The organism is Mesorhizobium humile, assembly GCF_033977215.1.
In the GTDB taxonomy this organism is placed as follows: domain Bacteria; phylum Pseudomonadota; class Alphaproteobacteria; order Rhizobiales; family Rhizobiaceae; genus Mesorhizobium; species Mesorhizobium humile.
In genome coordinates, this window is record NZ_JAVIIV010000002.1 from 479,878 (window position 1) to 501,028 (window position 21,151).

At 63.5% G+C, this 21,151-nt stretch carries 22 protein-coding genes and 1 pseudogene; 17 read left to right on the top strand and 6 right to left on the bottom strand.

Annotated features, from left to right (window positions below):
* The first annotated feature begins 53 nt into the window (after window positions 1–53).
* From nagZ to RFM52_RS05200, 10 genes are all read left to right on the top strand, one after another.
* Window positions 54–1,073, top strand: coding sequence for a beta-N-acetylhexosaminidase (nagZ, locus tag RFM52_RS05155; RefSeq protein ID WP_320295443.1), 1,020 nt, complete (start codon window positions 54–56; stop codon window positions 1,071–1,073).
* 62 nt (window positions 1,074–1,135) lie between these two features.
* Complete coding sequence (locus RFM52_RS05160) at window positions 1,136–1,936, top strand: segregation and condensation protein A (protein ID WP_320295565.1); 801 nt, start codon at window positions 1,136–1,138, stop codon at window positions 1,934–1,936.
* A complete protein-coding gene (gene scpB / locus RFM52_RS05165; protein ID WP_320295444.1) occupies window positions 1,933–2,688 on the top strand; it encodes an SMC-Scp complex subunit ScpB in 756 nt (251 codons plus the stop codon). The genes RFM52_RS05160 and scpB overlap by 4 nt, the downstream gene beginning before the upstream one ends.
* Window positions 2,689–2,867: 179 nt before the next feature.
* On the top strand, window positions 2,868–3,089 hold the full coding sequence (locus RFM52_RS05170) for a twin-arginine translocase TatA/TatE family subunit (protein ID WP_320295445.1): 222 nt from the start codon (window positions 2,868–2,870) through the stop codon (window positions 3,087–3,089).
* Window positions 3,090–3,172: 83 nt separating this feature from the next.
* The gene (gene tatB, locus RFM52_RS05175) at window positions 3,173–3,877 is read left to right on the top strand and encodes a Sec-independent protein translocase protein TatB (protein WP_320295446.1); all 705 of its coding nucleotides are present in this window, start codon (window positions 3,173–3,175) and stop codon (window positions 3,875–3,877) included.
* Window positions 3,874–4,737, top strand: coding sequence for a twin-arginine translocase subunit TatC (tatC, locus tag RFM52_RS05180; RefSeq protein WP_320295447.1), 864 nt, complete (start codon window positions 3,874–3,876; stop codon window positions 4,735–4,737). Before tatB ends, tatC begins: the two co-directional genes overlap by 4 nt.
* Window positions 4,738–4,946: 209 nt before the next feature.
* The gene (gene serS / locus RFM52_RS05185; RefSeq protein WP_320295448.1) at window positions 4,947–6,251 is read left to right on the top strand and encodes a serine--tRNA ligase; all 1,305 of its coding nucleotides are present in this window, start codon (window positions 4,947–4,949) and stop codon (window positions 6,249–6,251) included.
* 4 nt (window positions 6,252–6,255) lie between these two features.
* Window positions 6,256–7,014, top strand: a complete 759-nt coding sequence (surE, locus tag RFM52_RS05190; RefSeq protein WP_320295449.1) for a 5'/3'-nucleotidase SurE — start codon at window positions 6,256–6,258, stop codon at window positions 7,012–7,014.
* A 47-nt stretch (window positions 7,015–7,061) separates the two neighbouring features.
* Entirely contained in the window at window positions 7,062–7,715 is a 654-nt protein-coding gene (locus tag RFM52_RS05195; RefSeq protein WP_320295450.1) for a protein-L-isoaspartate(D-aspartate) O-methyltransferase, read from the top strand.
* A 357-nt stretch (window positions 7,716–8,072) separates the two neighbouring features.
* Window positions 8,073–9,596, top strand: coding sequence for a peptidoglycan DD-metalloendopeptidase family protein (locus RFM52_RS05200; RefSeq protein ID WP_320295451.1), 1,524 nt, complete (start codon window positions 8,073–8,075; stop codon window positions 9,594–9,596).
* A 107-nt stretch (window positions 9,597–9,703) separates the two neighbouring features.
* Here the strand turns inward: RFM52_RS05200 and RFM52_RS05205 are convergent, their stop codons facing one another.
* Window positions 9,704–10,594: an NAD-dependent epimerase/dehydratase family protein gene (locus RFM52_RS05205; RefSeq protein ID WP_320295566.1), complete on the bottom strand. Its 891-nt coding sequence runs from the start codon at window positions 10,592–10,594 to the stop codon at window positions 9,704–9,706.
* A gap of 112 nt (window positions 10,595–10,706) precedes the next feature.
* Between RFM52_RS05205 and RFM52_RS05210 the strand changes: the two genes are divergently transcribed.
* Entirely contained in the window at window positions 10,707–11,546 is an 840-nt protein-coding gene (locus RFM52_RS05210; RefSeq protein WP_320295452.1) for an AraC family transcriptional regulator, read from the top strand.
* On the opposite strand, the gene RFM52_RS05215 is transcribed toward RFM52_RS05210, so the two are convergent.
* Complete coding sequence (locus RFM52_RS05215; protein ID WP_320295453.1) at window positions 11,543–12,415, bottom strand: ATP-binding protein; 873 nt, start codon at window positions 12,413–12,415, stop codon at window positions 11,543–11,545. The genes RFM52_RS05210 and RFM52_RS05215 overlap by 4 nt on opposite strands.
* A 266-nt stretch (window positions 12,416–12,681) precedes the next feature.
* Between RFM52_RS05215 and yajC the strand changes: the two genes are divergently transcribed.
* The 6 genes from yajC (at window position 12,682) to RFM52_RS05245 (ending at window position 18,424) form a co-directional block, all read left to right on the top strand.
* Window positions 12,682–13,020: a preprotein translocase subunit YajC gene (yajC, locus tag RFM52_RS05220; RefSeq protein WP_041004168.1), complete on the top strand. Its 339-nt coding sequence runs from the start codon at window positions 12,682–12,684 to the stop codon at window positions 13,018–13,020.
* A gap of 54 nt (window positions 13,021–13,074) precedes the next feature.
* Window positions 13,075–15,624: a protein translocase subunit SecDF gene (gene secDF / locus RFM52_RS05225; protein ID WP_320295454.1), complete on the top strand. Its 2,550-nt coding sequence runs from the start codon at window positions 13,075–13,077 to the stop codon at window positions 15,622–15,624.
* 85 nt (window positions 15,625–15,709) lie between these two features.
* Entirely contained in the window at window positions 15,710–16,099 is a 390-nt protein-coding gene (locus RFM52_RS05230) for an Mth938-like domain-containing protein (RefSeq protein WP_140646714.1), read from the top strand.
* A complete protein-coding gene (locus RFM52_RS05235) occupies window positions 16,100–16,966 on the top strand; it encodes a phytoene/squalene synthase family protein (protein WP_320295455.1) in 867 nt (288 codons plus the stop codon). It begins immediately after the preceding gene.
* Between the two features lie 82 nt (window positions 16,967–17,048).
* Window positions 17,049–17,474: a hypothetical protein gene (locus RFM52_RS05240; protein WP_320295456.1), complete on the top strand. Its 426-nt coding sequence runs from the start codon at window positions 17,049–17,051 to the stop codon at window positions 17,472–17,474.
* On the top strand, window positions 17,474–18,424 hold the full coding sequence (locus RFM52_RS05245; protein WP_320295457.1) for a sterol desaturase family protein: 951 nt from the start codon (window positions 17,474–17,476) through the stop codon (window positions 18,422–18,424). The genes RFM52_RS05240 and RFM52_RS05245 overlap by 1 nt, the downstream gene beginning before the upstream one ends.
* A 7-nt stretch (window positions 18,425–18,431) precedes the next feature.
* Here the strand turns inward: RFM52_RS05245 and RFM52_RS05250 are convergent.
* From RFM52_RS05250 to RFM52_RS05265, 4 genes and pseudogenes are all read right to left on the bottom strand, one after another.
* Window positions 18,432–18,765: pseudogene (locus tag RFM52_RS05250) on the bottom strand (type II toxin-antitoxin system RelE/ParE family toxin).
* Complete coding sequence (locus tag RFM52_RS05255; RefSeq protein ID WP_320295458.1) at window positions 18,749–19,039, bottom strand: type II toxin-antitoxin system ParD family antitoxin; 291 nt, start codon at window positions 19,037–19,039, stop codon at window positions 18,749–18,751. The pseudogene RFM52_RS05250 and the gene RFM52_RS05255 overlap by 17 nt, the downstream one beginning before the upstream one ends.
* 73 nt (window positions 19,040–19,112) lie before the next feature.
* Complete coding sequence (gene trmFO / locus RFM52_RS05260) at window positions 19,113–20,522, bottom strand: methylenetetrahydrofolate--tRNA-(uracil(54)-C(5))-methyltransferase (FADH(2)-oxidizing) TrmFO (protein ID WP_320295459.1); 1,410 nt, start codon at window positions 20,520–20,522, stop codon at window positions 19,113–19,115.
* 460 nt (window positions 20,523–20,982) lie between these two features.
* On the bottom strand, window positions 20,983–21,123 hold the full coding sequence (locus tag RFM52_RS05265) for a DUF1127 domain-containing protein (RefSeq protein WP_084508100.1): 141 nt from the start codon (window positions 21,121–21,123) through the stop codon (window positions 20,983–20,985).
* Window positions 21,124–21,151: the final 28 nt, after the last annotated feature.

Sequence of the window (21,151 nt, forward strand, 5' to 3'; positions counted from 1 at the left end):
TCCAAGGGCAGGGGTGATTCCCTTTGCTCGCTCAAAGCCTTAAGCTTCCGTCTATGAGCGAATCAAAATCCATGATCCTCGGCTGCGCCGGGAAATCCCTCACCGAAGACGAAATCCGCTTCTATCGCGATGAACGTCCCTGGGGCTTCATCCTGTTTGCGCGCAACATCGGTGAAGCCGGGCAGATCCGCGACCTTGTCGCCGCGATGCGCGACAGCGTCGGCCGACCGGACGCTCCGGTCTTCATCGACCAGGAAGGCGGCCGGGTGCAGCGCCTGCGTCCGCCGCTGGCGCCGAACTATCCCGCCGGCGGCGCGCTCGGCGCGCTGTGGCGCGAGGACAAGGAAGCCGGCCGCCGCGCCGCCTGGCTGATGGCGCGGTTGCATGCCTTCGATCTCTCCCGCCTGGGTATAACGGCTGACTGCCTGCCGGTGCTCGATGTGCCGGTCGAAGGCGCCAGCGACGTCATCGGCGCGCGCGCCTATGGCAAGGAGCCCAATGCGGTGATCGAGCTTGGCCGGGCTTCGGCCGAGGGGCTGATGTCCGGCGGCGTGCTGCCGGTGATGAAGCATATTCCCGGCCACGGCCGGGCTTTTGCCGATACCCATTTCGCGCTGCCGACCGTCGATACGCCGCTGGAGGAGCTCAGCCGGCATGATTTCGCCCCTTTCAAGGCGCTCAGAGAGCTGCCGATGGCGATGACGGCGCATGTCGTCTACAGCGCCGTCGACCCCGACAATCCGGCGACGACGTCCGCCAAGGTGGTCGATCAGGTGATCCGCGGCGAGATCGGCTTCGACGGGCTGCTGATGAGCGACGACACCTCGATGAAGGCACTTTCTGGGGATTTCCCGACAAAGGCGGCCTCGATCCTTGCGGCCGGCTGCGATCTCGTCCTTCACTGCAACGGCGTTTTCGAGGAGATGTCGGGGATCGCCTCGCGCACGACGGCGCTGTCGGGCAAGTCCTTGCAGCGCGCGGAGCGGGCGCTGACCTATATAAAGGATCGCGACGTCGCCGACGAAACGGCGATACGCGCGGAATTCGCCACCTATTTCGAAGCGGTGGCCTGAACCGAAGGGACAAAAGGCAAGTGGCGGAGACATTGGAAGCCAAGGCCGCGAAGGCCGCACCGATGGACCGTCTATGGGCCGAGAACGACGATTCACGCCTGACCGGCGACCCGTCGCTGGTCGTCGACGTGGCGGGTTTCGAAGGTCCGCTCGATCTTCTCTTGCATCTTGCCCGCAACCAGAAGGTCGATCTGGCGCGCATTTCTATCCTGGCGCTTGCCGAGCAATATCTGGCCTTCATCGAGAAGGTGCGGGCGCTGAGGCTCGAGCTTGCCGCCGACTATCTGGTGATGGCGGCGTGGCTCGCCTTCCTGAAGTCGAAGCTCTTGATCCCGAAACAGCCGGGCGAAGAGGGCGAGAGCGGCGAGGAGCTGGCGGCGGTGCTGCAATTCCGGCTGAAGCGGCTGGAAGCCATGCGCGACGCCTCGGCGCGGCTGGTCAATCGCAACCGCCTTGGCCGTGACGTCTTTGCGCGCGGCATGCCGGAAATGGTCATTGTCGAGAAGCGCAACAGCTTTTCGGCTTCGCTCTACGATCTGCTCACCGCCTACGCGCAGCAGCGCCAGAAGCAGGCCATCAACAATGTGACGATCGCCCGGCGCGCCGTGTGGTCGCTCAAGGATGCGCGCGAGGTGCTGGCGCGGCTGATCGGCTCGGTTGGCGACTGGACGGCGCTCGACAGCTTCCTGATCGAATATCTGGCGGCGCCGGAGGAAAGGCGCACGGCGATGGCCAGTTCCTTCGCGGCGACGCTCGAAATGGTGCGCGAGGGCAAACTGGAAGTGCGGCAGGATCAGGTGTTCGCGCCGATCTACCTGCGCGGCCGCGCGCAAGGGGTAAGGGCAGTCGAGGTGGTATCATGAGCGAACGCGCCAACGCTTCGGTCATCCCGTTCAAGGTCGAGGACGAACCGGAAGACGAGATGGCCGAGCAGGGCTCCATCGAAAACCCCGCCGAGCGGCTGCAATTGTCGGAAGCCGTGCGCATGGCCGAGGCGATCATTTTCGCCAGCGCCGAGCCAGTCAGCGAAAAGCAGCTTGCAGCGCGCCTGCCCGAAGGCGTGAACATTGCCGCCGCAATGGCGGATTTGCAGGAAATCTATGCCAAGCGCGGCGTCAACCTCGTGCGGGTCGGCGATGCCTGGGCCTTCCGCACCGCTGGCGACCTGGCTTTCCTGATGAGCCGGGACTCCGTCCAGCAGAGAAAGCTCTCCCGCGCGGCGCTCGAAGTGCTGGCGATCATCGCCTATCACCAGCCGGTGACGCGCGCCGAGATCGAGGACATCAGGGGCGTGGAAACGTCCAAGGGCACGCTCGACACGCTGCTCGAAACGGAATGGGTCAGGATGCGCGGTCGTCGCCGCACGCCTGGACGGCCGGTGACCTATGGCACCACCGACGCTTTCCTGGATCATTTCGCGCTGGAGGAGATCCGCGATCTGCCTGGCATGGAAGAACTGAAGGGCGCCGGATTGCTCTCGACGCGCATGCCGGCCAACTTCTCGATGCCGGTGCCGCCGGCCGACCCGGATGCGCTGACCGAGGACGAGGATGAGCTGACCGATATCGATCTCGAGGAACTCGGGTTGCTGACGCCGCGCGTCACGGAAGAGTGAGCGCGAAGCCGGCGCGGATGGTTTATTAGCAAGGCCTGCGCGGATTCGTAGCAAGGCGCTCACGCCGAAAGTGCGTGACATCCGCTAGCCATTTTATCAACTTCATTGCGGTTGTGTTTGAATCCCCGAGCGAAAACGCATAGATCATCGCCAGGGAAAACATTCGAGAGAGATTGGCAATGGGTTCATTTTCGATTTGGCACTGGATGATCGTGCTGGTCATCGTGCTTCTGGTGTTCGGCCGCGGCAAGATCCCGGAACTGATGGGCGACATGGCCAAGGGCATCAAGAGCTTCAAGAAGGGCATGGCTGACGACGACGTTGCGGACGACAAGCGTACCGTCGAGCACCGCGCTGACGAAACTGTTTCGCCGGGCAAGGAAAAGGTCAGCAAGAGCTGATCCCGTTTGTTGGTTTGAGCATGCTGTTGTCCCAAAACCGCTTCGCATTTTTGGGCGGCAGGCACCCGTCGGAATAGATTGCCATGTTCGAAGTCGGTTGGAGCGAACTGCTGGTGATCGCGGTCGTCATGATCGTGGTCGTCGGGCCCAAGGATTTGCCCAACATGTTGCGCACCTTCGGCCGCACCGCGGCGAAATTGCGTGCCATGGCCGGCGACTTCCAGAAGCAGTTCAACGAAGCGCTGAAGGAAGCCGAACTCGACGACGTGAAGAGTTCGATCGATAGCTTGCGCGGTCTCAATCCGATGAACGAGGTGCGCAAGCAGCTCAATCCCTTCGAGCAGGCCGCGGCCGATGTGCGGTCCGGCGTCGATACGATGATGAAGCCCAAGCCGGCCGCCGATCCGGCGGCGCCGGCAGCGGAGACGCCGCAGGCCGCCGAGCCGCTCAAGAACGGCGCGACGGACATGCCCGGCGCCGGCGGAGCCGAGGCTGCTTCGACCTCCCCGACCTTCCCCGCCATGACCGACGCCTCCGTCACGGCATCGGTTTCGGCGGTCCCTCTGGCGGCCAAGCCCGCGAAAAAGGCTGCGGCTGGCGCCGCTGCCAAGCCGGTTGCGGCAACTAAGGCACCGACCGCAAAAGCGCCGGCCAAATCCCCGCCGGCTGCGGCCAAAGCCGCAGCGACTGCCGGAAAAGCCGCGCCCAAGGCGAAGCCTGCGGTGGCGAAGAAGCCGGCCGCAAAGAAGACATCTGACACCAAGAAGACGGCGGGAGCCGCCAAGTGAGCGTATCGGACAAGGAGCGGGAAGAAATCGAGAAATCGTCGGCGCCGCTGATCGAGCATCTCATCGAGCTGCGCCGTCGCCTGATCTGGTCGCTGGGCGGCTTCTTCGTCGCCTTTCTCGTCTGCTTCTTCTTCGCCAAGCGCCTGTTCAACCTTCTGGTCGTCCCCTTCAAATGGGCGACGCAATGGGCAGGGCTCGATCCGCACAAGGTCGAGCTGATCTATACCGCGCCGCAGGAGTTCTTCTTCACCCAGGTGAAGCTCGCCATGTTCGGCGGCATGGTGATCGCCTTCCCGCTGATCGCCACGCAGATCTACAAGTTCATCGCGCCGGGCCTCTACAAGAACGAGCGCAGCGCCTTCCTGCCCTTCCTGATCGCGTCGCCCATCCTGTTCCTGATGGGTGCCTCGCTGGTCTATTTCTTCTTCACCCCGATGGTGATGTGGTTCTTCCTGGCCATGCAGCAGACCGGCACCAACGATCAGGTGCAGATTTCGCTGCTGCCGAAGGTTTCGGAATATCTCAGCCTGATCATGACGCTGATCTTCTCCTTCGGCCTGGTGTTCCAGCTGCCGGTGGTGACCAGCCTGTTGACGCGCGTCGGCATATTGTCGTCGCAGGCGCTGGCCGAGAAGCGCAAATGGGCGATCGTCCTTTCCTTTGTCGTTGCCGCAGTGCTGACCCCGCCAGATCCGATGAGCCAGATCGGCCTCGCGGTCCCGACCATCATCCTCTACGAGGTCGCCATCTGGTCGTCGCGCATGATCGAGCGCAGCCAGGCGCGCGACCGGCTGGCGCGCGAGCAGGCAGAGGCGGAGAGCTCGGTCGCGAGCGACACGCCGGACGCGCCGTCGGCGTAGGCAAGGCAGTTCAAGCAGGGAAAATCGAGGCGCTCGGCATAGCCACCGTCTTGCATCGATAGCGGATGCGGTTTACGCCCTCGATCCTTAAAACGCATCGCGCTGAAACGAATTCAAGCGACGCGCTTTAAGTTTTAGCTTTGATGCATGTTGTTGTTCCAGAACCGCGGCACACTTCCGGGCGACATGCATGACTTTGAGGATCGACCATGCTTGATATCAAATGGATTCGTGAAAACCCGAAGGCCCTTGTCGAGGCGCTGGTGAAGCGCTCGTGGTCGGCGGGCGAGGCGCAGTCCACGGTCGACGATCTGGTCGCGAAGGACGAAGCGCGGCGTTCGCATCTCAGCGAGCTGCAGGTCAAGCAGGAACGCCGCAACGCCGCCTCCAAGGAGATCGGCAACGCCATGCGTTCGGGCGATTCAGCGCTTGCCGAGAAGCTCAAGGGCGAAGTCAGCGACATCAAGGCGTTCATCCAGGACGGCGAGGCGCGCGAGCGTGAGCTCGACAAGGCGCTGAACGACGCGCTTGCGGTGCTGCCCAACGTGCCGCTGGAGGACGTGCCGGTCGGCAAGGACGAGCACGACAATGTCGTCAAGCGGATCGTCGGCGAGGTGCCGACGCGCCCGAACTGGGTGAAGGAGCATTTCGAGATCGGCGAAGCGCTCGGCATGATGGATTTCGAGCGCGCGGCGAAACTGTCCGGCGCCCGCTTCACCGTGCTGAAGAGCCAGCTGGCGCGCATGGAACGCGCGCTTGGCCAGTTCATGCTCGATCTGCACACCACCGAGCACGGTTATGAAGAGATCATCCCGCCGCTGATGGTGCGCGACGAGGTGCTTTTCGGCACCAACCAGCTGCCGAAATTCGAGGAGGACCTGTTCTTCACGCCGCATGGCGACGGTCGCCTCGGCCTGATCCCGACGGCTGAGGTGCCGCTGACAAACCTCGTGCGCGAAGAGATCACCGCGCATGAAAAGCTGCCGTTGCGCTACACCGCCTTGACGCCATGCTTCCGCTCGGAAGCGGGTTCGGCCGGCCGTGACACGCGCGGCATGCTGCGCCAGCACCAGTTCTACAAGGTCGAACTCGTTTCGATCACCGACCAGGAAAGCTCGATCGCCGAGCATGAGCGCATGACGCAATGCGCCGAGGAGGTGCTGAAGCGGCTCGGCCTGCCGTTCCGCACCGTGACGCTCTGCACCGGCGACATGGGTTTTGGCGCGCGCAAGACCTATGACATCGAGGTCTGGCTGCCGGGGCAGAACGCCTATCGCGAAATCTCGTCCTGCTCGGTTTGCGGCGATTTCCAGGCCCGGCGCATGGATGCCCGCTACAAGGACAAGGACGGCAAGGGCAACCGCTTCGTCCATACGTTGAATGGTTCGGGCACCGCTGTCGGCCGCGCTCTGATTGCTGTCATCGAAAACTACCAGAATGAGGATGGCAGCGTAACCATTCCTGAAGTGCTGCGGCCTTACATGGGTGGTCTGGCCAAGATCGAAGCGAAGTGACTTGATGCGCATTCTCCTGACCAACGACGACGGCATCCACGCCGAAGGGCTGGCGTCGCTCGAACGCATCGCGCGCACGCTATCGGACGATGTCTGGGTGGTGGCGCCGGAGCAGGACCAGTCCGGCTATGCGCATTCGCTGTCGATCTCGGAGCCGCTAAGGCTGCGCAAGATCGGCGAGAAGCATTACGCCGTGCGCGGCACCCCGACCGACTGCGTCATCATGGGCACGAAAAAGATCCTGCCCGGACCGCCGGACCTGATCCTGTCCGGCGTCAATTCCGGCGCCAACATCGCCGACGACGTCACCTATTCCGGCACCGTGGCGGGCGCCATGGAAGGCGCGCTGCTCGGCGTGCGCTCAATCGCGGTCAGCCAGGCCTATTCCTATGTCGGCGAGGACCGCGTCGTTCCGTACGAGACGACCGAAGCGCTGGCGCCGGCGCTGCTCAAGCGGCTGGTGGAAACGGCGCTGCCGGAAGGCGTGCTGCTCAATGTCAATTTCCCGAACTGCACCCCCGACGAAGTGGAAGGCACAGTCGTCACCTCGCAGGGCAAGCTGGTGCATAGCCTGTGGGTCGACGAGCGGCGCGACGGGCGCGGCCTGCCTTACTACTGGCTGCGCTTCGGCCGCGAGCCGGTCGAGGGCAAGAAGGGCACGGACCTATATGCGATGCACAACCGGCTGGTGTCGGTGACGCCGCTGCAGCTCGACCTTACCGCCCATGAACTCCGCGACCAGCTGACCAAGGCGTTGTCATGAACAAGGCATTGGCATGAACACGGTTTTGGCATGAATACGGTTTTGGCATGAATACGGGAATCGACGACCGCGAAGGTTTCGCCGCTTTCCTGCTCAGGCTGCGGGGCAGGGGCACGGCGCCGAAGGCGCTGGTTGCCGCCTTCGAGGCGACGCCGCGGCGTGGTTTCCTGTCGGCCCAGTTCCATGCGATCGCTTGGTCGGACGGCATGCTGCCGATCGAATGCGGCGAGGCGATCGAGGGCGCCGATCTGCAGGCGGCGGTGATCGCCGCGCTCCACATCGAGCCGGGCAACCGCGTGCTCGAGATCGGCACCGGCTCGGGCTACACGGCAGCTGTGATGTCGAGGCTCGCGGCGCGCGTCATCACCATCGACCGCTACAAGACGCTGACCGAACAGGCCAAGCAGCGCTTCGAGGCGCTGGCCATCAGCAACGTCATCGCCCGCCAGGCCGACGGTTCCAACGGCCTGCCCAATGAGGGGCCGTTCGACCGCATCGTCGCCTGGGCGGCCTTCGACAGCCTGCCGCGCTTCCTGCTCGACCAGTTGTCGAGTGGCGGCGTCGTGATCGCGCCGATCGGTCCGGAGGAGGGCGAGCAGGTGCTGGCCAAGCTCACCAAGGTCGGCAGCCGCTTCGAGCGCGAGGACATCGGCATGGTCAGGCTGCAGCCGATCCTGCGCAGTGTTGCCGCGGTGATCTAGTTTTTCAACACAAAAGTTCTAACCGGTTGGTTAGTGTGCGTTGGCAGATCCGATGCCCTGGCGATTGGCCGAGACGCCTATCGCGGTCGTCATCCACGGGCGGAGCAGGAGCGAAGCGACGTCGCTACGCTCCTTGCTCCGCTCTGGAATGACGAGGTTCAGGAGCCTTCAGCTCATCGTAGCGATGCGCCGGAAAGCCGGGATATCCGCGTTGCCGTCACCCGGATTTCGGCCTCGCCAAAATTTCCGCCAATGTTTTAAGAAAATTTTCGTCGGATTCTAACGGGTTAACCGCCCAGTAACATTAACGCGCTTTAATCAGGGCCAGTTTGTACCGGGTCTGTGCGGGTTAGTGCGATGCAATTCAATCACTTGAAGGCAAACAGACGTAATCTGGCGCGCGGTTGCGCTGTCCTGATGATTGCCGGCGCGGCGGCCGGGTGCAGTTCCCAGTCGATGCGCTTCAACGGTGTCGATGATGTCTTCACATCATCCACCAACAATCAGCGCGCCATCATCAACAAGCAGAATGTCGACCAGCCCTATCCGGGCGACACGGTCGCGCCGGCGCCGGTCGACGGCGCCCATACCCAGTCGGTGAGCCGCTCGAGCCTCGAGCCGGTCACCGCCCAGCAATTGCCGCCTCCGTCGGCGCCGGCTCCGGCAAAGCCGATGCGTACCGCTTCGGCTCCTGCTCTTACGCCCGCTCCGGCGCTTGCGCCAGCGCCGCATCTCGACAGGACGGCCACCGGCACGGTTGCCGCGGCCAAGCCGTTCAAGACCGCCGAGCCCGACGCCGTGCGCAATGCGAGCGCCGCGCCGCACGCGACCGAAATCGTGGTGCGCGACGGCGAGACGCTTTCTGGCCTGGCGGCGCACTATCATGTGCCGGCCGATGCCATCGCCAAGGTCAACGGGATCGATCCGAAGAAGGGCATCCGCAGCGGCCAGAAGATCGTTATCCCCGCCTATGCCTATTCCAGCAAGGCGGAGGCGAAGGTCGCGCAAGGCAAGCCGACGAACACGCCGAAGCAGCCCGCTCCGGAGAAGGTCGCCGTGCTGCCGCAGCAGCCCAAGGTCAAGGACGGCAAGGCAGCCGCCCAGGTCGATGCATCGGCCGCGGCCGCGGGTTCCAAGAACCCGAAGCCCGCGCAGCAGATGGCCGAGGCCAAGCCAGCCGGCGCCGGCGGCACCTACACGGTGCAGCAGGGCGACACGCTGTCGTCGATCGCCAGGAAGACCGGCGTCGGCACAACGGCGCTGAAGCAGGCCAACGGCATGAAGGACGGCCTGCTCAAGATCGGCCAGACACTCAAGGTTCCGGCCGGCGGCACCGTTCAGGTCGCGTCCGCCAAGCCCGCGGCGGCGGCCAAGCCGGCCGTCGACCCAGTGACGACGGCAACGACGCCGCCGGCGGCCAAGACCACCGAGACGCTCGCCTCCTATACGCCGCCGAAGAAGGACGCCAAGGTCATTCAGCAGGCCGAGGACGACAATGCGGAGGCGCCCGACGCAACCGGCATCGGCAAGATGCGCTGGCCGGTGCGCGGCCGTGTCATCTCCGGCTTCGGTTCCGGCAAGGACGGCGTCGACATCGCGGTGCCGGAAGGAACGCCGATCAAGGCGGCCGAGAACGGCGTCGTCATCTATGCCGGCGACGGCCTCAAGGAATTCGGCAACACCGTCCTGGTGCGGCACGAGAACGGCCTGGTCACCGTCTATGGCCATGCAAGCTCGATCGAGGTGCAGCGCGGCCAGAAGGTCAAGCGCGGCCAGGAGATCGCGCTGTCCGGCATGAGCGGCACCACCGACTCGCCCAAGCTGCACTTCGAAGTGCGCAAGAACTCGGCCCCGGTCGATCCGACCGGCTACCTCGAATAGAACAAGAACCTTTGCGGGCCGCCTGACCTCCAGTCCGGCCCGCCGTCTTCAGCCCGCTTCGCAAGGAGCGGGCTTTTTCAGTTGTATGAAATGCCCGCCCGCAAGGCTCAAAGGTGATCGCGGAGCGTGTCGGCGATCATCTCCTCGAGGCTGCTGGCCTTCACACCCAGAAGTGCCTCGGAGTCGGATGAGTCGACCAGCAAGGGGCTTTCGAAGAGGTAGCTCATCTCGATGAGCTCATGCATGCCCAGCGCTTCCATCTCGGGGACGGAATAGGAACGCATCTCCGGAACCTCTTTTCCGAGCATCGCCGTGGTCTTGCGGATGAGCTCCCGGGGCGAGGCGGGTTGGGAGGGGACATGGAACGCCCGTCCCCATTCGCCTGTGTAGAAGGAGGCCGCGGCAAGTGTCCTGGCGACGTCCCTGGTGAAGCTCCAGGCGTGGGTCGCGTCGAGGTCTCCAATGAAGGCGGTTGGCTTGCCCTCGATGATGGAGGGCAGCGCGACCAGCGAGAAGTAGCTGATCGCGCCATGCCCGAGATAGTCGCTGGAGCGTATTTCGATCGCCGGCACACCGGCACGGGCCGCCCGTTGCCACATGATCGTCCTTGCGGTTCCCTTCCTCGAAGTCGGGTCCAGCGGCATGTCGGAGCGAAGCGGGCCATTGGTATTTTTCCCATAGCCATACAGGTTTCCGAGCACGATGAGCTTGGCGCCGACCGTCTCCGCGGCGCGCACGGTGCCGTCGATTATGGGGAAAAAGTCGGTTGGCCAGCGATGATATGTGGCCATGGCGCACATGAAGATGGCATCGGCGCCTCGGCAGACACGCGACAATTCCGAGGCATCCGTGGCGTCGGCCTGTACGGTCCGCACGTTCCGCAACGCATTCGAGCCGACGCTCCGGCTCGTCAGAATGACGTCATGTCCCTCTTCGCCAAGAAGGCGAGCGGTCTCGCGTCCGACCGGGCCTGCGCCGACAACGACATACAAACTCATGGCAACCTCTCTTCCAAGCTTGATGGGAGAGGGGTGAGTACAGGTTCGCGGCATTGAAAATCGCGCGGGAACCGCCAAATCTTGAACAGGTTTTGCCATGAATCGAGAGAGCATGCGCCCGCAATCCGCTCCGGCCCGATCCGCGTCCGACGTAGCAATGGTTTCCCGGCATGTCGAAGCCGGCATCCATCGGCTGCCCCGGGCGCTGCACCATCGGATCATGGTGCATGCAAGTGCCGCGACGCGCTCCTACTGCAATCAGGTCGGGCGATATTTCGTCAGGCGCGCCGGCGATATCGATCTTGTGCCAGCCGGCGAGGAGGGCGGCTTCGAGGCGGAAACCCCGTTCGACACGGTTGAGATCGTCTTGCAGCCGGCCTTGATGGAAAGGGTCGCGGCGGAACTCGGCGGCAGGGCGCGAGTGTCGCGGTTCGAGACGCGCCATCTGCTGCGTGACCAGCGCATCGAACATCTGGCCCGGGCGCTGCAGAGCGATCTCGACGCAGGCACGCCGAGCAGCCCTTTGTTTGCCGACAGCATTGGCGCCGCGCTTGCCGTGAGGCTGCTTGGCCTCGATGGGCCAGACATAGTTGGTTCGAGAGTGAATCGGTTGTCGGACGCCCAGCTCAAGCGCGTCCTGGAGCATATCGAGGCCGCGCTCCATGAGCCGCTTTCGATCGATCGCCTAAGTAGGGTTGCCGGCGCGAGCAGCTCGCATTTGCGGACATGGTTCAAGGCGGCGATGGGCGTCACCTTGCATCGCTATGTGTTGCGGCGTCGCGTGGAACGCGCGCGCGTTCTGCTGCAGCGAGGCGATCTCAGCACGAGCGAGGTTGCTGCGTTGACCGGCTTCGCGCACCAGTCGCATCTGGCGCATTGGATGCGCCGCGAGATCGGCCAGACGCCGCGTGACCTGCGGGGGCGCGGCCGTCCAGGTGACGTCCGCGCTTAGTCCTTCAGCGGCTTGCCGAGGCGGCCGGCGAGGTCCTGGGTGAACTGCCAGGCGACGCGGCCGGAGCGGCTGCCGCGCGTGGTTGCCCATTCCAGCGCCTCGGCGCGCAGCTGCTCGGGGTCGATCGCCAGGCCGTGATGGCGGACATAGCCGTCGATCATGTCGAGATACTCGTCCTGCGAGCATTTGTGGAAGCCGAGCCACAGGCCGAAACGGTCGGAAAGAGAAACCTTTTCCTCAACCGCTTCCGAAGGGTTGATGGCGGTCGAACGCTCATTGTCGATCATGTCGCGCGGCAGCAGATGCCGCCGGTTGGACGTGGCATAGAAGATGACGTTGGTGGGCCGACCCTCGACGCCGCCTTCGAGCGCCGCCTTCAGCGACTTGTACGACGTGTCGTCATGGTCGAACGAAAGGTCGTCGCAAAACAGGATGAAGCGATAGGGAGCCGCCTTCAGGAGGCCCATCAACTTGGGGAGCGTGTCGATGTCCTCGCGATGGATCTCGATCAACTTCAGCGGCCGGTCGAGCTTGTCGGAGGCGTTGACGGTGGCATGCACGGCCTTGACCAAGGAGGATTTGCCCATGCCGCGCGCGCCCCACAAGAGCACGTTGTTCGCCGCGTAGCCGGACGCGAAGCGCTCGGTGTTGTCGAGCAGGATGTCGCGCACGCGGTCGACGCCGCGGATCAGGCCGATGTCGACGCGGTTGACCTTGCGCACCGGTTCCAGAAAGCCGGGGTCCGCCTGCCAGACGAAGCAGTCCGCCACGCCGAGGTCGGTCTCCGGCACGGGCGGCGGAGCGAGGCGGGAAACCGCCTCGATCAGGCGGTCGAGCTTCTTGTTCAAGGCGTCCAGGCTGTCGGTCATGTCAGGTCTTTGTGTTGTGGTGTGTCGGGATGTGGGAGCAGCTTCCGTGGCGTCGCTGCTGGAACCAGGCCCAAGCTTTTGTGGAGCATGATCTTTTCGGTGGCCTCGAAGCGGCTTCCGCTGCGACGCTCTAGCACGTCGCAAACGGCTGGAAAAGCAACGGATTGGGCTCGCAGCGCAGTTGCATTGGCAAGTTTAGCGACTATATTCCGGCCAAATTTTCGCGGGGCGGCCGCGGCGGTATTTCACCACCCAGGAGTTTCTTGATGTTCGTTACACCGGCATATGCCCAGGGCGTCGGCGCCTCGCCAGACATGTTCATCTCGATTTTGCCGTTTGTCCTGATTTTCGTGATCATGTATTTTCTGATCATCCGGCCGCAGCGCGCACAGCTGAAGAAGCGCCAGGAAATGCTGTCGGCGGTGCGCCGCGGCGATACGGTGGTGACCGGTGGCGGCTTCGTCGGCAAGGTGACCAAGGTGATCGACGACAATGAGCTGGAGATCGACCTTGGCGGCGGAACCAAGGTGACTGCGCTGCGCTCGACGATCTCGGACGTGCGCGTCAAGGGCGAACCGGTGGCGAACCAGAACGCCAAGAAGTAACCTAACCCTCATGGCGGAACGCTGCCGCTTGTACGCCTGAACGGATAAGAACGAATGCTCTATTTCTCGCGCCTGAAGATGATCCTGATCTGGCTCGCCGTGGCCATCACAGTGATCCTCGCCGCGCCCAATCTTTTCCCGGCAAGCATGCTGGCGCAATTGCCCAGCTGGGTGCCGAAGCGGCAGATGACGCTCGGCCTCGACCTTCAGGGCGGTTCGCACATCCTGCTCCAGATGGATCAGAACGACCTGATCAAGGCGCAATTGGAGACGGCGCGTGACGAAATCCGGACGCTGCTGCGCGAGGCCAAGATTCAGTATACAGCACTTGGTGGAACGGGCCGAACCGTGCAGGTTCGCATCACGGATCCGACCCAGATCGATGCAGCAAAGACCGCGTTGAAGTCGCTGACCGCTCCCGTCGCTGCCGGCTTGTTCTCTGGCGGCTCTGTCCAGGAAATGGCGCTGGATGATTCCGAAGCTGGGTTGCTTAAATTCACTGTTACCGACGCCGGCATAAAATTTCGTACCTCGTCCGCTCTGGCGCAATCGATCGAAGTCGTGGAACGTCGCGTCAACGAATTGGGCACCACAGAGCCGATCGTTCAGCGGCAGGGAGACGACCGCATCCTGGTTCAGGTGCCGGGCCTGCAGGACCCGCAGAGGCTGAAGGAGATCATCGGCCAGACCGCCAAGCTGACCTTCCAGATGGTCGACGAGTCGATGCCGGCGCAGGATGCGGTGAAGAATCGTCCGCCGGCCGGTTCGTCGGTGCTCTATTCCCAGGACGATCCGCCGGTTCCCTATCTGATCGAAAACCGCGTTCTCGTTTCAGGGGAGGACCTTGCCAAGGCGTCGGCAACCTATGATTCCCGGAACAACGAACCGGTCGTTTCATTCACCTTCAACTCGAGAGGAGCGACCCGGTTCGGCCAGGCGACAGCTGCGAATGTCGGTAAGCGCTTCGCGATCATCCTTGACAATCAGGTCATTTCCGCGCCGCAAATTCGCGAACCAATTCTCGGCGGTTCTGGCCAGATTTCGGGCAACTTCACCGCCGAAAGCGCGAACGATCTTGCGGTTCTCCTGCGCGCCGGCGCGTTGCCGGCGAAGTTGACGGTGATCGAAGAACGTACCGTCGGTCCGGGCCTTGGCCAGGACTCGATCCATGCGGGCAAGGTTGCGGGCATCATCGGCTCGATTCTCGTCGTCGCCTTCATGTTCGTCGCCTATGGCTTCCTCGGCTTCCTCGCCAACATCGCGCTCGCTGTCCACGTGGCGATGATCGTGGCGGTGCTGTCGCTTTTGGGCGCAACGCTTACCTTACCCGGCATCGCCGGTATCGTGCTCACAATCGGCATGGCGGTGGACTCCAACGTTCTGATCTATGAGCGCATCCGCGAGGAGCGACGAAACGGCCGCTCGGTGATCCAGTCGATCGATACCGGTTTCTCCAAGGCGCTGGCGACGATCGTCGATTCCAACGTCACCTCGCTGATCGCCACCGTGGTGCTGTTCTGGCTGGGCACCGGCCCGGTCAAGGGTTTTGCCATCACCTATGCGATCGGCATTTTGACGACGGTCTTCACCGCTTTCACCTTCACCCGCATGCTGGTGTCAATGTGGCTGCGCCGCGCCCGGCCGAAGGAACTTCCACGCGCGCCGGTCACCTTCATTCCGCCGGGCACAAAAATCCCGTTCATGGGCATCCGCCGCTGGACGTTCGCTTTGTCCAGCCTGTTGTCGATCCTGTCGGTCGTCGGGTTCCTGACCATCGACATCAATTACGGCATCGACTTCAAGGGCGGCTCGATGATCGAGGTGCAGTCCAAGCAGGGCGACGCCAATCTCGGCGACATCCGCAACCGGCTGTCCGAACTCAACATCGGCGAGATCCAGGTGCAGCAGTTTGGCGCGCCGAACGACGTCCTGATCCGCGTCGGTACGCAGGACGGCGGCGAGAACGCCGAGCAGACCGTCATCGACAAGGTGCGGGGCGAGTTGCAGGACCAGTACGACTTCCGCCGTGTCGAAGTGGTGGGACCGACGGTCTCCGGCGAACTCGCCAAGCAGGGCACGATCGCCATGCTGATCGCGCTGGTCGGCATCCTGCTCTATGTCTGGTTCCGCTTCGAGTGGCAGTTCGCGGTCGGCGCCATCGTCGCCACGGTGCACGATGTGGTGATGACGATCGGCTTCTTCGTCCTGACAGGGCTGGAGTTCAACCAGTCGTCGCTGGCGGCGATCCTGACCATCATCGGCTATTCGCTGAACGACACGATCGTGGTCTATGACCGCGTCCGCGAGGATCTGCGAAAATACAAGAAGATGCCGCTGCCGCAGCTCCTGAACAACGCCATCAACGAGACGCTGTCTCGAACCACGCTGACCTCGGTCACCACCATCCTGGCGCTGCTGGCGCTGGTGCTGTTCGGCGGCGAGGTGATCCGGTCCTTCACGATGGCGATGCTGTTCGGCGTGGTGTTCGGCACCTATTCGTCGATCTTCATCGCCGCGCCGCTGCTGATCCTGTTCCGGTTGCGGCCGCAGGCCGCCACCGAAGACGAGAAGAAGCCGGTCAACGGCAAGGCCGTGGCGACCTGACGTCGCCAAGGCCGGATGGTAAAGAAATAGAGCATGATGTCGTCCGAAAACCGCTTCACACTTTTCGGCATCATGCTCTAGACCCATGGCCAAAGGCATCATCATCCGCGAGGCGCATTTCCCCGGCAAGGCGCCGATCGAGGCCTATGGCAATGGCGGCTTCCGTTTTGCCGACATGTCGCATCGCGGATCGCTGCTCGTCCTGCCGTCAGGCATCCACGGCTGGGAGCCGGCCGATCCGCTGGCGCTGAAGGCCTCGGACTTCGACAGGCTGTTCGCCGAGGCCGGCAGGGTGGAGATCCTGCTGGTCGGCATGGGCAAGGAATTGCGGCCGCTGCCGGCGGCACTGCGCGCCGCGCTCAAGGAGGCCGGTATCTCGGCCGACCCGATGTCGACCGGAGCAGCGGTGCGGACCTATAACGTGCTGCTCGCCGAAGACCGCGCCGTGGCCGCAGCGCTGATCGCCGTCGACTGAATGGCCGGCACTCCCGACATCGTCAAGAATGGCGACATCGTCATGGGTGCGGCCCGGGCCGCCGACCATGACCGTTATCTGTCGGCGCTCTATGCGCCGGTCGACAAGCGCGACGCGCTGCTTGCCCTCTACGCCTTCAACGCCGAGATCGCCGGCGTGCGCGACCGCATCCATGAGCCGCTGCCGGGCGAGGTCAGGCTGCAATGGTGGCGCGACGTCATCGATGCCGACGGCACGGAGGAGACCGGCCATCCGATCGCCGACGCCCTGAAGGCCGCGATCGTCGGCAATCATCTGCCGAGATCCGCCTTCGACAACATGCTCGAGGCGCGCATCTTCGATCTCTATGACGATCCGATGCCGTCGCGGACCGACCTCGAGGGCTATTGCGGCGAAACGGCCGCGGCGCTGATCCAGCTTGCGGCGATGGTGCTCGACCCGGTCGCGGCGCCAGGCTTTGCCGAACTGGCGGGCCGAGCCGGTTGCGCGCAGGCGATCACCGGCCTGCTGCTTCTGCTGCCGCTGCACCGTCGGCGTAGACAATGTTTCGTGCCCGCGGACATCCTTTCGGCAGCCGGCACGACGCCGGAAGGGTTCGTCAAGGGAGAGGGCGGGGCCGCCGCGGAGCGCGCGATCGCTGCGATGATCGCGCTGGCGCGCGACCATCTCAACGCCTTCGAGAAAGGCGCGCCGGCGCTTCCCGTTGCGCTGCGGCCGGCCTTCCTGCCGCTGGCGCTGACCCGTGCCTATCTCGACAAGATGGAGAAGGCGGGCAGGTCGCCGCTCAGTACAACGGCGACGCTCTCCACCTTGCGCCGCCACTGGCTGCTCTTGCGTCATGCTATGCGGGGCTGGACGCCCCTTTGACGTAAACGTCAATCATGCTAGGGATTCCATCTAGGCGGACTCGCGTCAAAGAAATGCGGGCCGCTGGAGGAGTCGCCTTTCCATGAGCCTGCCAGTCCTGGTCGTCCTTGTCGTGTTCGGCATCGCCTTGTCCGTCGCGGCCGTGCACTTCACCGGTGGCACGACGACCGCGACGCTTGCCGGCGCCGACCACGCGCTCGCACGCTTTGCCGAGGATTTTCCCGATGAAAGGCCAGGCGCTGTGCGGCTGACAGCCGACGTCCATGCTGCGTTTCTCGATCTCGGCCCGCAGCGCTGCGGCATCGTCCAGAGCATTGGCGACTGTTTTCTGACGCGCATCGTCACGCCGCATGACATTCTGGCCCTGGCAAGGGAAAGGAACGCGGTCTCGCTGCGGCTCAATGATTTCACCTGGAAAGGCGGCAATTTCGTCTTTGCCGACGAAGCCGGCGCGCTCGCGGTGGCGGCGGCATTGCAGGGCCATGATGGGATCCGAAAGGCGGCGTGATGGACGAGTACAATTTCCCACAGGTGACCCAGCTTGCGATCCCGTTCTTCGTCGCCGCGATCCTGATCGAGCTCTGGCTGGTGCGCACCGGCCGCGCCAGGGGATCGTTCGAGACGCGCGACACGTTGGCCAGCCTGATGATGGGGACCGGCAATGTCGTTGCCGGCCTGCTGCTCGGCGTCGTGTCCTACTGGGCGCTGCTGTGGCTGTGGCAGTTCCGCTTCTTCAATCTCGGCCTGTCGATCTGGGTGTTCGTCGCCGCCTTCCTGCTCGATGATTTGCGCTACTACGTCTATCACCGCATCGCGCACCGGGTGCGCTGGGTGTGGGCCGAGCACGTCAACCACCATTCCAGCCAGCACTACAATCTCTCGACGGCGCTGAGGCAGAGCTGGACCGGGCTGTTCACCTTCACCTTCATCCTGCAGGCGCCGCTGGTGCTCGCCGGCTTCCATCCGGCGGTGATCGCCTTCGTCTTCGGCTTCAACCTCGTCTGGCAGTTCTGGATCCACACCGAGACGATCGGCAAGATGTGGGGCTGGTTCGAATTCATCTTCAACACGCCCTCGCACCACCGCGTCCACCACGCTACCAATCCGCGCTATCTCGACGCCAACTATGCCGGCACGCTGATCATCTGGGACCGCATGTTCGGCACCTTCGTCGCGGAGCTGAAGGAGGATCGGCCGCGCTACGGCATCGTCAAGAACATCGGCACCTTCAACCCGCTGAAGGTGGCCTTCCACGAATGGATCGGCATGTTCAAGGATGCGCTGGCGCCGGGCCTGACGCTCGGCCAGCGATTGAACTATCTCATCCAGCCGCCGGGCTGGAGCCATGACGGCTCGCGCGATACCTCGGAGACGCTGAAGGCGGCTTATGTGCGGAGGAATCCGGGAGAGGCGGGCAGGCCGGGGTTGCCGACTGCGAACGCCAAGCCTGCGGAGTAAGACCCCTTCAGGATGGAGCGCTCAACCCACCGTCGCGCATCAGTGCTTCATAGTCACGGCCGCCATAGAAGATGTTGAGTATGCGAACAACATCGTTTTCGACAACATAAGCTATGACGGCTGAATGCTCAAAAAGGGACGGTTCGCAGACCTGATGCTATATCGTCACGAGAGCGCCCGCCGCGGGGTGCGTCACCGATGCTTTGGCAGCGGTCTTCTATGCGCAGAACGAATTTCAGCGCTACAAGAGGATTTCCGCTGGCCTCGGCTATGTGCCTGAAAATGTTAGCGAGATCGTCTCTCGCGCTTTGGCGGTATTCGACTTCAAGCCGCTGAATCATCGACAGGGCTCGAATGCTCGGCAAACAGCCCTTGAAGATGAGCGCGCACTTGTTCTCCTGAAAGGTTCGGCCGCTTGTCCTCGATCGAAGCCTTCACCCGCGCCCGGATCGATGCCATGCGCTCGGCATGCTCTTCCTCCTCGCGCTGGAAGGCGCGTAGCGCTGCACGGATAACCTCGCTCGCCGACCCAAAAGACCCGTCCTCGACCTTTTCGCGAATCATTCGCGCCATGGCTGGCGTGACGGTGACGGACAGTTTCTCGGCGGCTTCCATTGGCACAGCTCCTATCGAAGAGTAAGTAGGATAATATCCTACTTTGCACCATGGTGTCTAATGCGAAAGCTGCCTACTCCGCAGCCTCCGCCTGCGCCGGCAGTCCCAGCCACTCCCTGCAATCGGCCAGCGCGCGCGAAGTGATGGCGTGCCTTTTGGCGACGGTCTTGTCCTTGCCGCGCAGGCGCTTGCCCTCGACCTTCGGCGCTTCCGCCGGAGGGAACAGGCCGAAATTGACGTTCATCGGCTGGAAGGAGCGCTTGCCGGGCTCGTCGTCGGAGACGATATGACCGCCGGTGATGTGGTTCAGCAATGCGCCGAATGCGGTGGTCGAAGGCGGCAGCGACGGCGCCTGTCCAAGCCGTTCGGCGGCGGCGAAGCGCCCGGCGAGCAGGCCGATCGCGGCGCTTTCGACATAGCCTTCACAACCGGTGATCTGGCCGGCAAAGCGCAGGCCCGGCCGCGATTTGAGCTGCAGGGAGGGATCGAGCAGCGTCGGCGAGTTGATGTAGGTGTTGCGATGCAGGCCGCCGAGCCGCGCGAAGTCGGCGTTTTCAAGCCCCGGAATAGTGCGGAAGATGCGCACCTGCTCGGCATGCTTCAGCTTGGTCTGGAAACCGACCATGTTGTAGAGCGTGCCCAGCGCATTGTCCTGGCGAAGCTGCACCACCGCATAGGCCTTGACCGTGGGATTATGGGCGTTGGTCAGCCCCATCGGCTTCATCGGCCCGTAGCGAAGGGTCTCGACACCGCGTTCGGCCATCACCTCGATCGGGAGGCAGCCGTCGAAATAGGGCGTGCCTTCCCACTCTTTGAACTCGGTCTTCTGGCCTTCCAGAAGCGCCGCCACGAAGGTGAGATACTGGTCCTTGTCCATCGGGCAGTTGATGTAGTCCTTGCCAGTGCCGCCGGGGCCGACCTTGTCGTAGCGCGACTGGAACCAGGCCGTGTTCATGTCGATCGTGTCGAAATGCACGATCGGCGCGATGGCGTCGAAGAAGGCAAGCGCATCGGCGCCGGTCGCCTCGGCGATCGACTGCGCCAGCGAAGGCGCCGTCAGCGGGCCGGTGGCGACGATAGCCTGGTCCCAATCCTCGGGCGGCAGTCCCGGCACTTCCTCGCGTTGGATGGTGATCAGCGGATGCGCCTCGATCCCCGCGGTGACCGCATCGGAAAAGCCGTCACGGTCGACCGCCAACGCGCCGCCGGCCGGAACCTGATGCGCGTCGCCGGCGCTCATGATCAGCGAGCCGGCGAGCCGCATTTCGGCATGCAGCAGGCCGACCGCGTTGTTTTGGGCGTCGTCGGAGCGGAAGGAATTGGAGCAGACGAGCTCGGCCAGACCGTCGGTCTTGTGGGCGTCGGTGCCGCGCACGGGGCGCATCTCATGCAGAACGACGGGAACGCCGGCCTCGGCGATCTGCCATGCGGCCTCGGAGCCGGCGAGGCCGCCGCCGATGACGTGTACGGGATTTTTGCTCATGAGCGCCGGAATAGTCGCTTGGCGGCACGATTGCAATTGCCGGCCGGCAACGGCGCCGCCTGCCCTCGATATCCCTGAAGCATGATCTTTTTCCGAAAACCGGTTCCCACTTTTCGGGATCATGCTCTGAAAACAACAACACCCGCCGGGGGAGGAGGTCCGGCGGGTGTCGTTTTGGGGGTCGATCCTCGGGAGGAGGTGAAGATCGACCTTATTCGTCATTGCCGGGGAGGAGGTCGGCTTTGACGAAATTCCTTGTCGCCTTTGAGGGCGAAAATTCCTTTCGCCTTTGAGAAGGGGCGAAACCTTCGAAGACGAACTTCGTTCGCTTCTGGAACAACGCCCGCCGGGGGAGGAGGTCCGGCGGGCGCCGTTTCGGTGGTCAACCCTCGGGAGGAGGTGAGGGTTGGCCGTATCCGTCAGGGTCGGGGAGGAGGTCGACCCTGGCGAAATTCCTTGCTTAGATCGCCTTGCGGGCGACCATCTTGATCTCGTCGCGAACGATGCCGAGATCGTGGAGCTGGCGGTTCGAAAGCCGACCCAGCTCGGTAACGGTGTCGCGGTAAACGCGCCAGTTACGATAGCTGCGGATCAGGTTCATTGTGTTAACTCTCTTCAAAACTGGCTCG

Bases quoted from the DNA above. Each gene is read 5' to 3' on its own strand.
- RFM52_RS05205 (WP_320295566.1), bottom strand. From the start codon at position 10,594: ATGAGTTTGTATGTCGTTGTCGGCGCAGGCCCGGTCGGACGCGAGACC.
- RFM52_RS05160 (WP_320295565.1), top strand. From the start codon at position 1,136: ATGGACCGTCTATGGGCCGAGAACGACGATTCACGCCTGACCGGCGAC.
- secDF (WP_320295454.1), top strand. From the start codon at position 13,075: ATGCTCTATTTCTCGCGCCTGAAGATGATCCTGATCTGGCTCGCCGTG.
- RFM52_RS05235 (WP_320295455.1), top strand. From the start codon at position 16,100: ATGGCCGGCACTCCCGACATCGTCAAGAATGGCGACATCGTCATGGGT.
- RFM52_RS05215 (WP_320295453.1), bottom strand. From the start codon at position 12,415: ATGACCGACAGCCTGGACGCCTTGAACAAGAAGCTCGACCGCCTGATC.
- RFM52_RS05240 (WP_320295456.1), top strand. From the start codon at position 17,049: ATGAGCCTGCCAGTCCTGGTCGTCCTTGTCGTGTTCGGCATCGCCTTG.
- scpB (WP_320295444.1), top strand. From the start codon at position 1,933: ATGAGCGAACGCGCCAACGCTTCGGTCATCCCGTTCAAGGTCGAGGAC.
- RFM52_RS05265 (WP_084508100.1), bottom strand. From the start codon at position 21,123: ATGAACCTGATCCGCAGCTATCGTAACTGGCGCGTTTACCGCGACACC.
- RFM52_RS05200 (WP_320295451.1), top strand. From the start codon at position 8,073: ATGCAATTCAATCACTTGAAGGCAAACAGACGTAATCTGGCGCGCGGT.
- trmFO (WP_320295459.1), bottom strand. From the start codon at position 20,522: ATGAGCAAAAATCCCGTACACGTCATCGGCGGCGGCCTCGCCGGCTCC.
- nagZ (WP_320295443.1), top strand. From the start codon at position 54: ATGAGCGAATCAAAATCCATGATCCTCGGCTGCGCCGGGAAATCCCTC.
- tatB (WP_320295446.1), top strand. From the start codon at position 3,173: ATGTTCGAAGTCGGTTGGAGCGAACTGCTGGTGATCGCGGTCGTCATG.
- RFM52_RS05210 (WP_320295452.1), top strand. From the start codon at position 10,707: ATGCGCCCGCAATCCGCTCCGGCCCGATCCGCGTCCGACGTAGCAATG.
- serS (WP_320295448.1), top strand. From the start codon at position 4,947: ATGCTTGATATCAAATGGATTCGTGAAAACCCGAAGGCCCTTGTCGAG.
- RFM52_RS05230 (WP_140646714.1), top strand. From the start codon at position 15,710: ATGGCCAAAGGCATCATCATCCGCGAGGCGCATTTCCCCGGCAAGGCG.
- RFM52_RS05245 (WP_320295457.1), top strand. From the start codon at position 17,474: ATGGACGAGTACAATTTCCCACAGGTGACCCAGCTTGCGATCCCGTTC.
- surE (WP_320295449.1), top strand. From the start codon at position 6,256: ATGCGCATTCTCCTGACCAACGACGACGGCATCCACGCCGAAGGGCTG.
- RFM52_RS05195 (WP_320295450.1), top strand. From the start codon at position 7,062: ATGAATACGGGAATCGACGACCGCGAAGGTTTCGCCGCTTTCCTGCTC.
- RFM52_RS05170 (WP_320295445.1), top strand. From the start codon at position 2,868: ATGGGTTCATTTTCGATTTGGCACTGGATGATCGTGCTGGTCATCGTG.
- yajC (WP_041004168.1), top strand. From the start codon at position 12,682: ATGTTCGTTACACCGGCATATGCCCAGGGCGTCGGCGCCTCGCCAGAC.
- RFM52_RS05255 (WP_320295458.1), bottom strand. From the start codon at position 19,039: ATGGAAGCCGCCGAGAAACTGTCCGTCACCGTCACGCCAGCCATGGCG.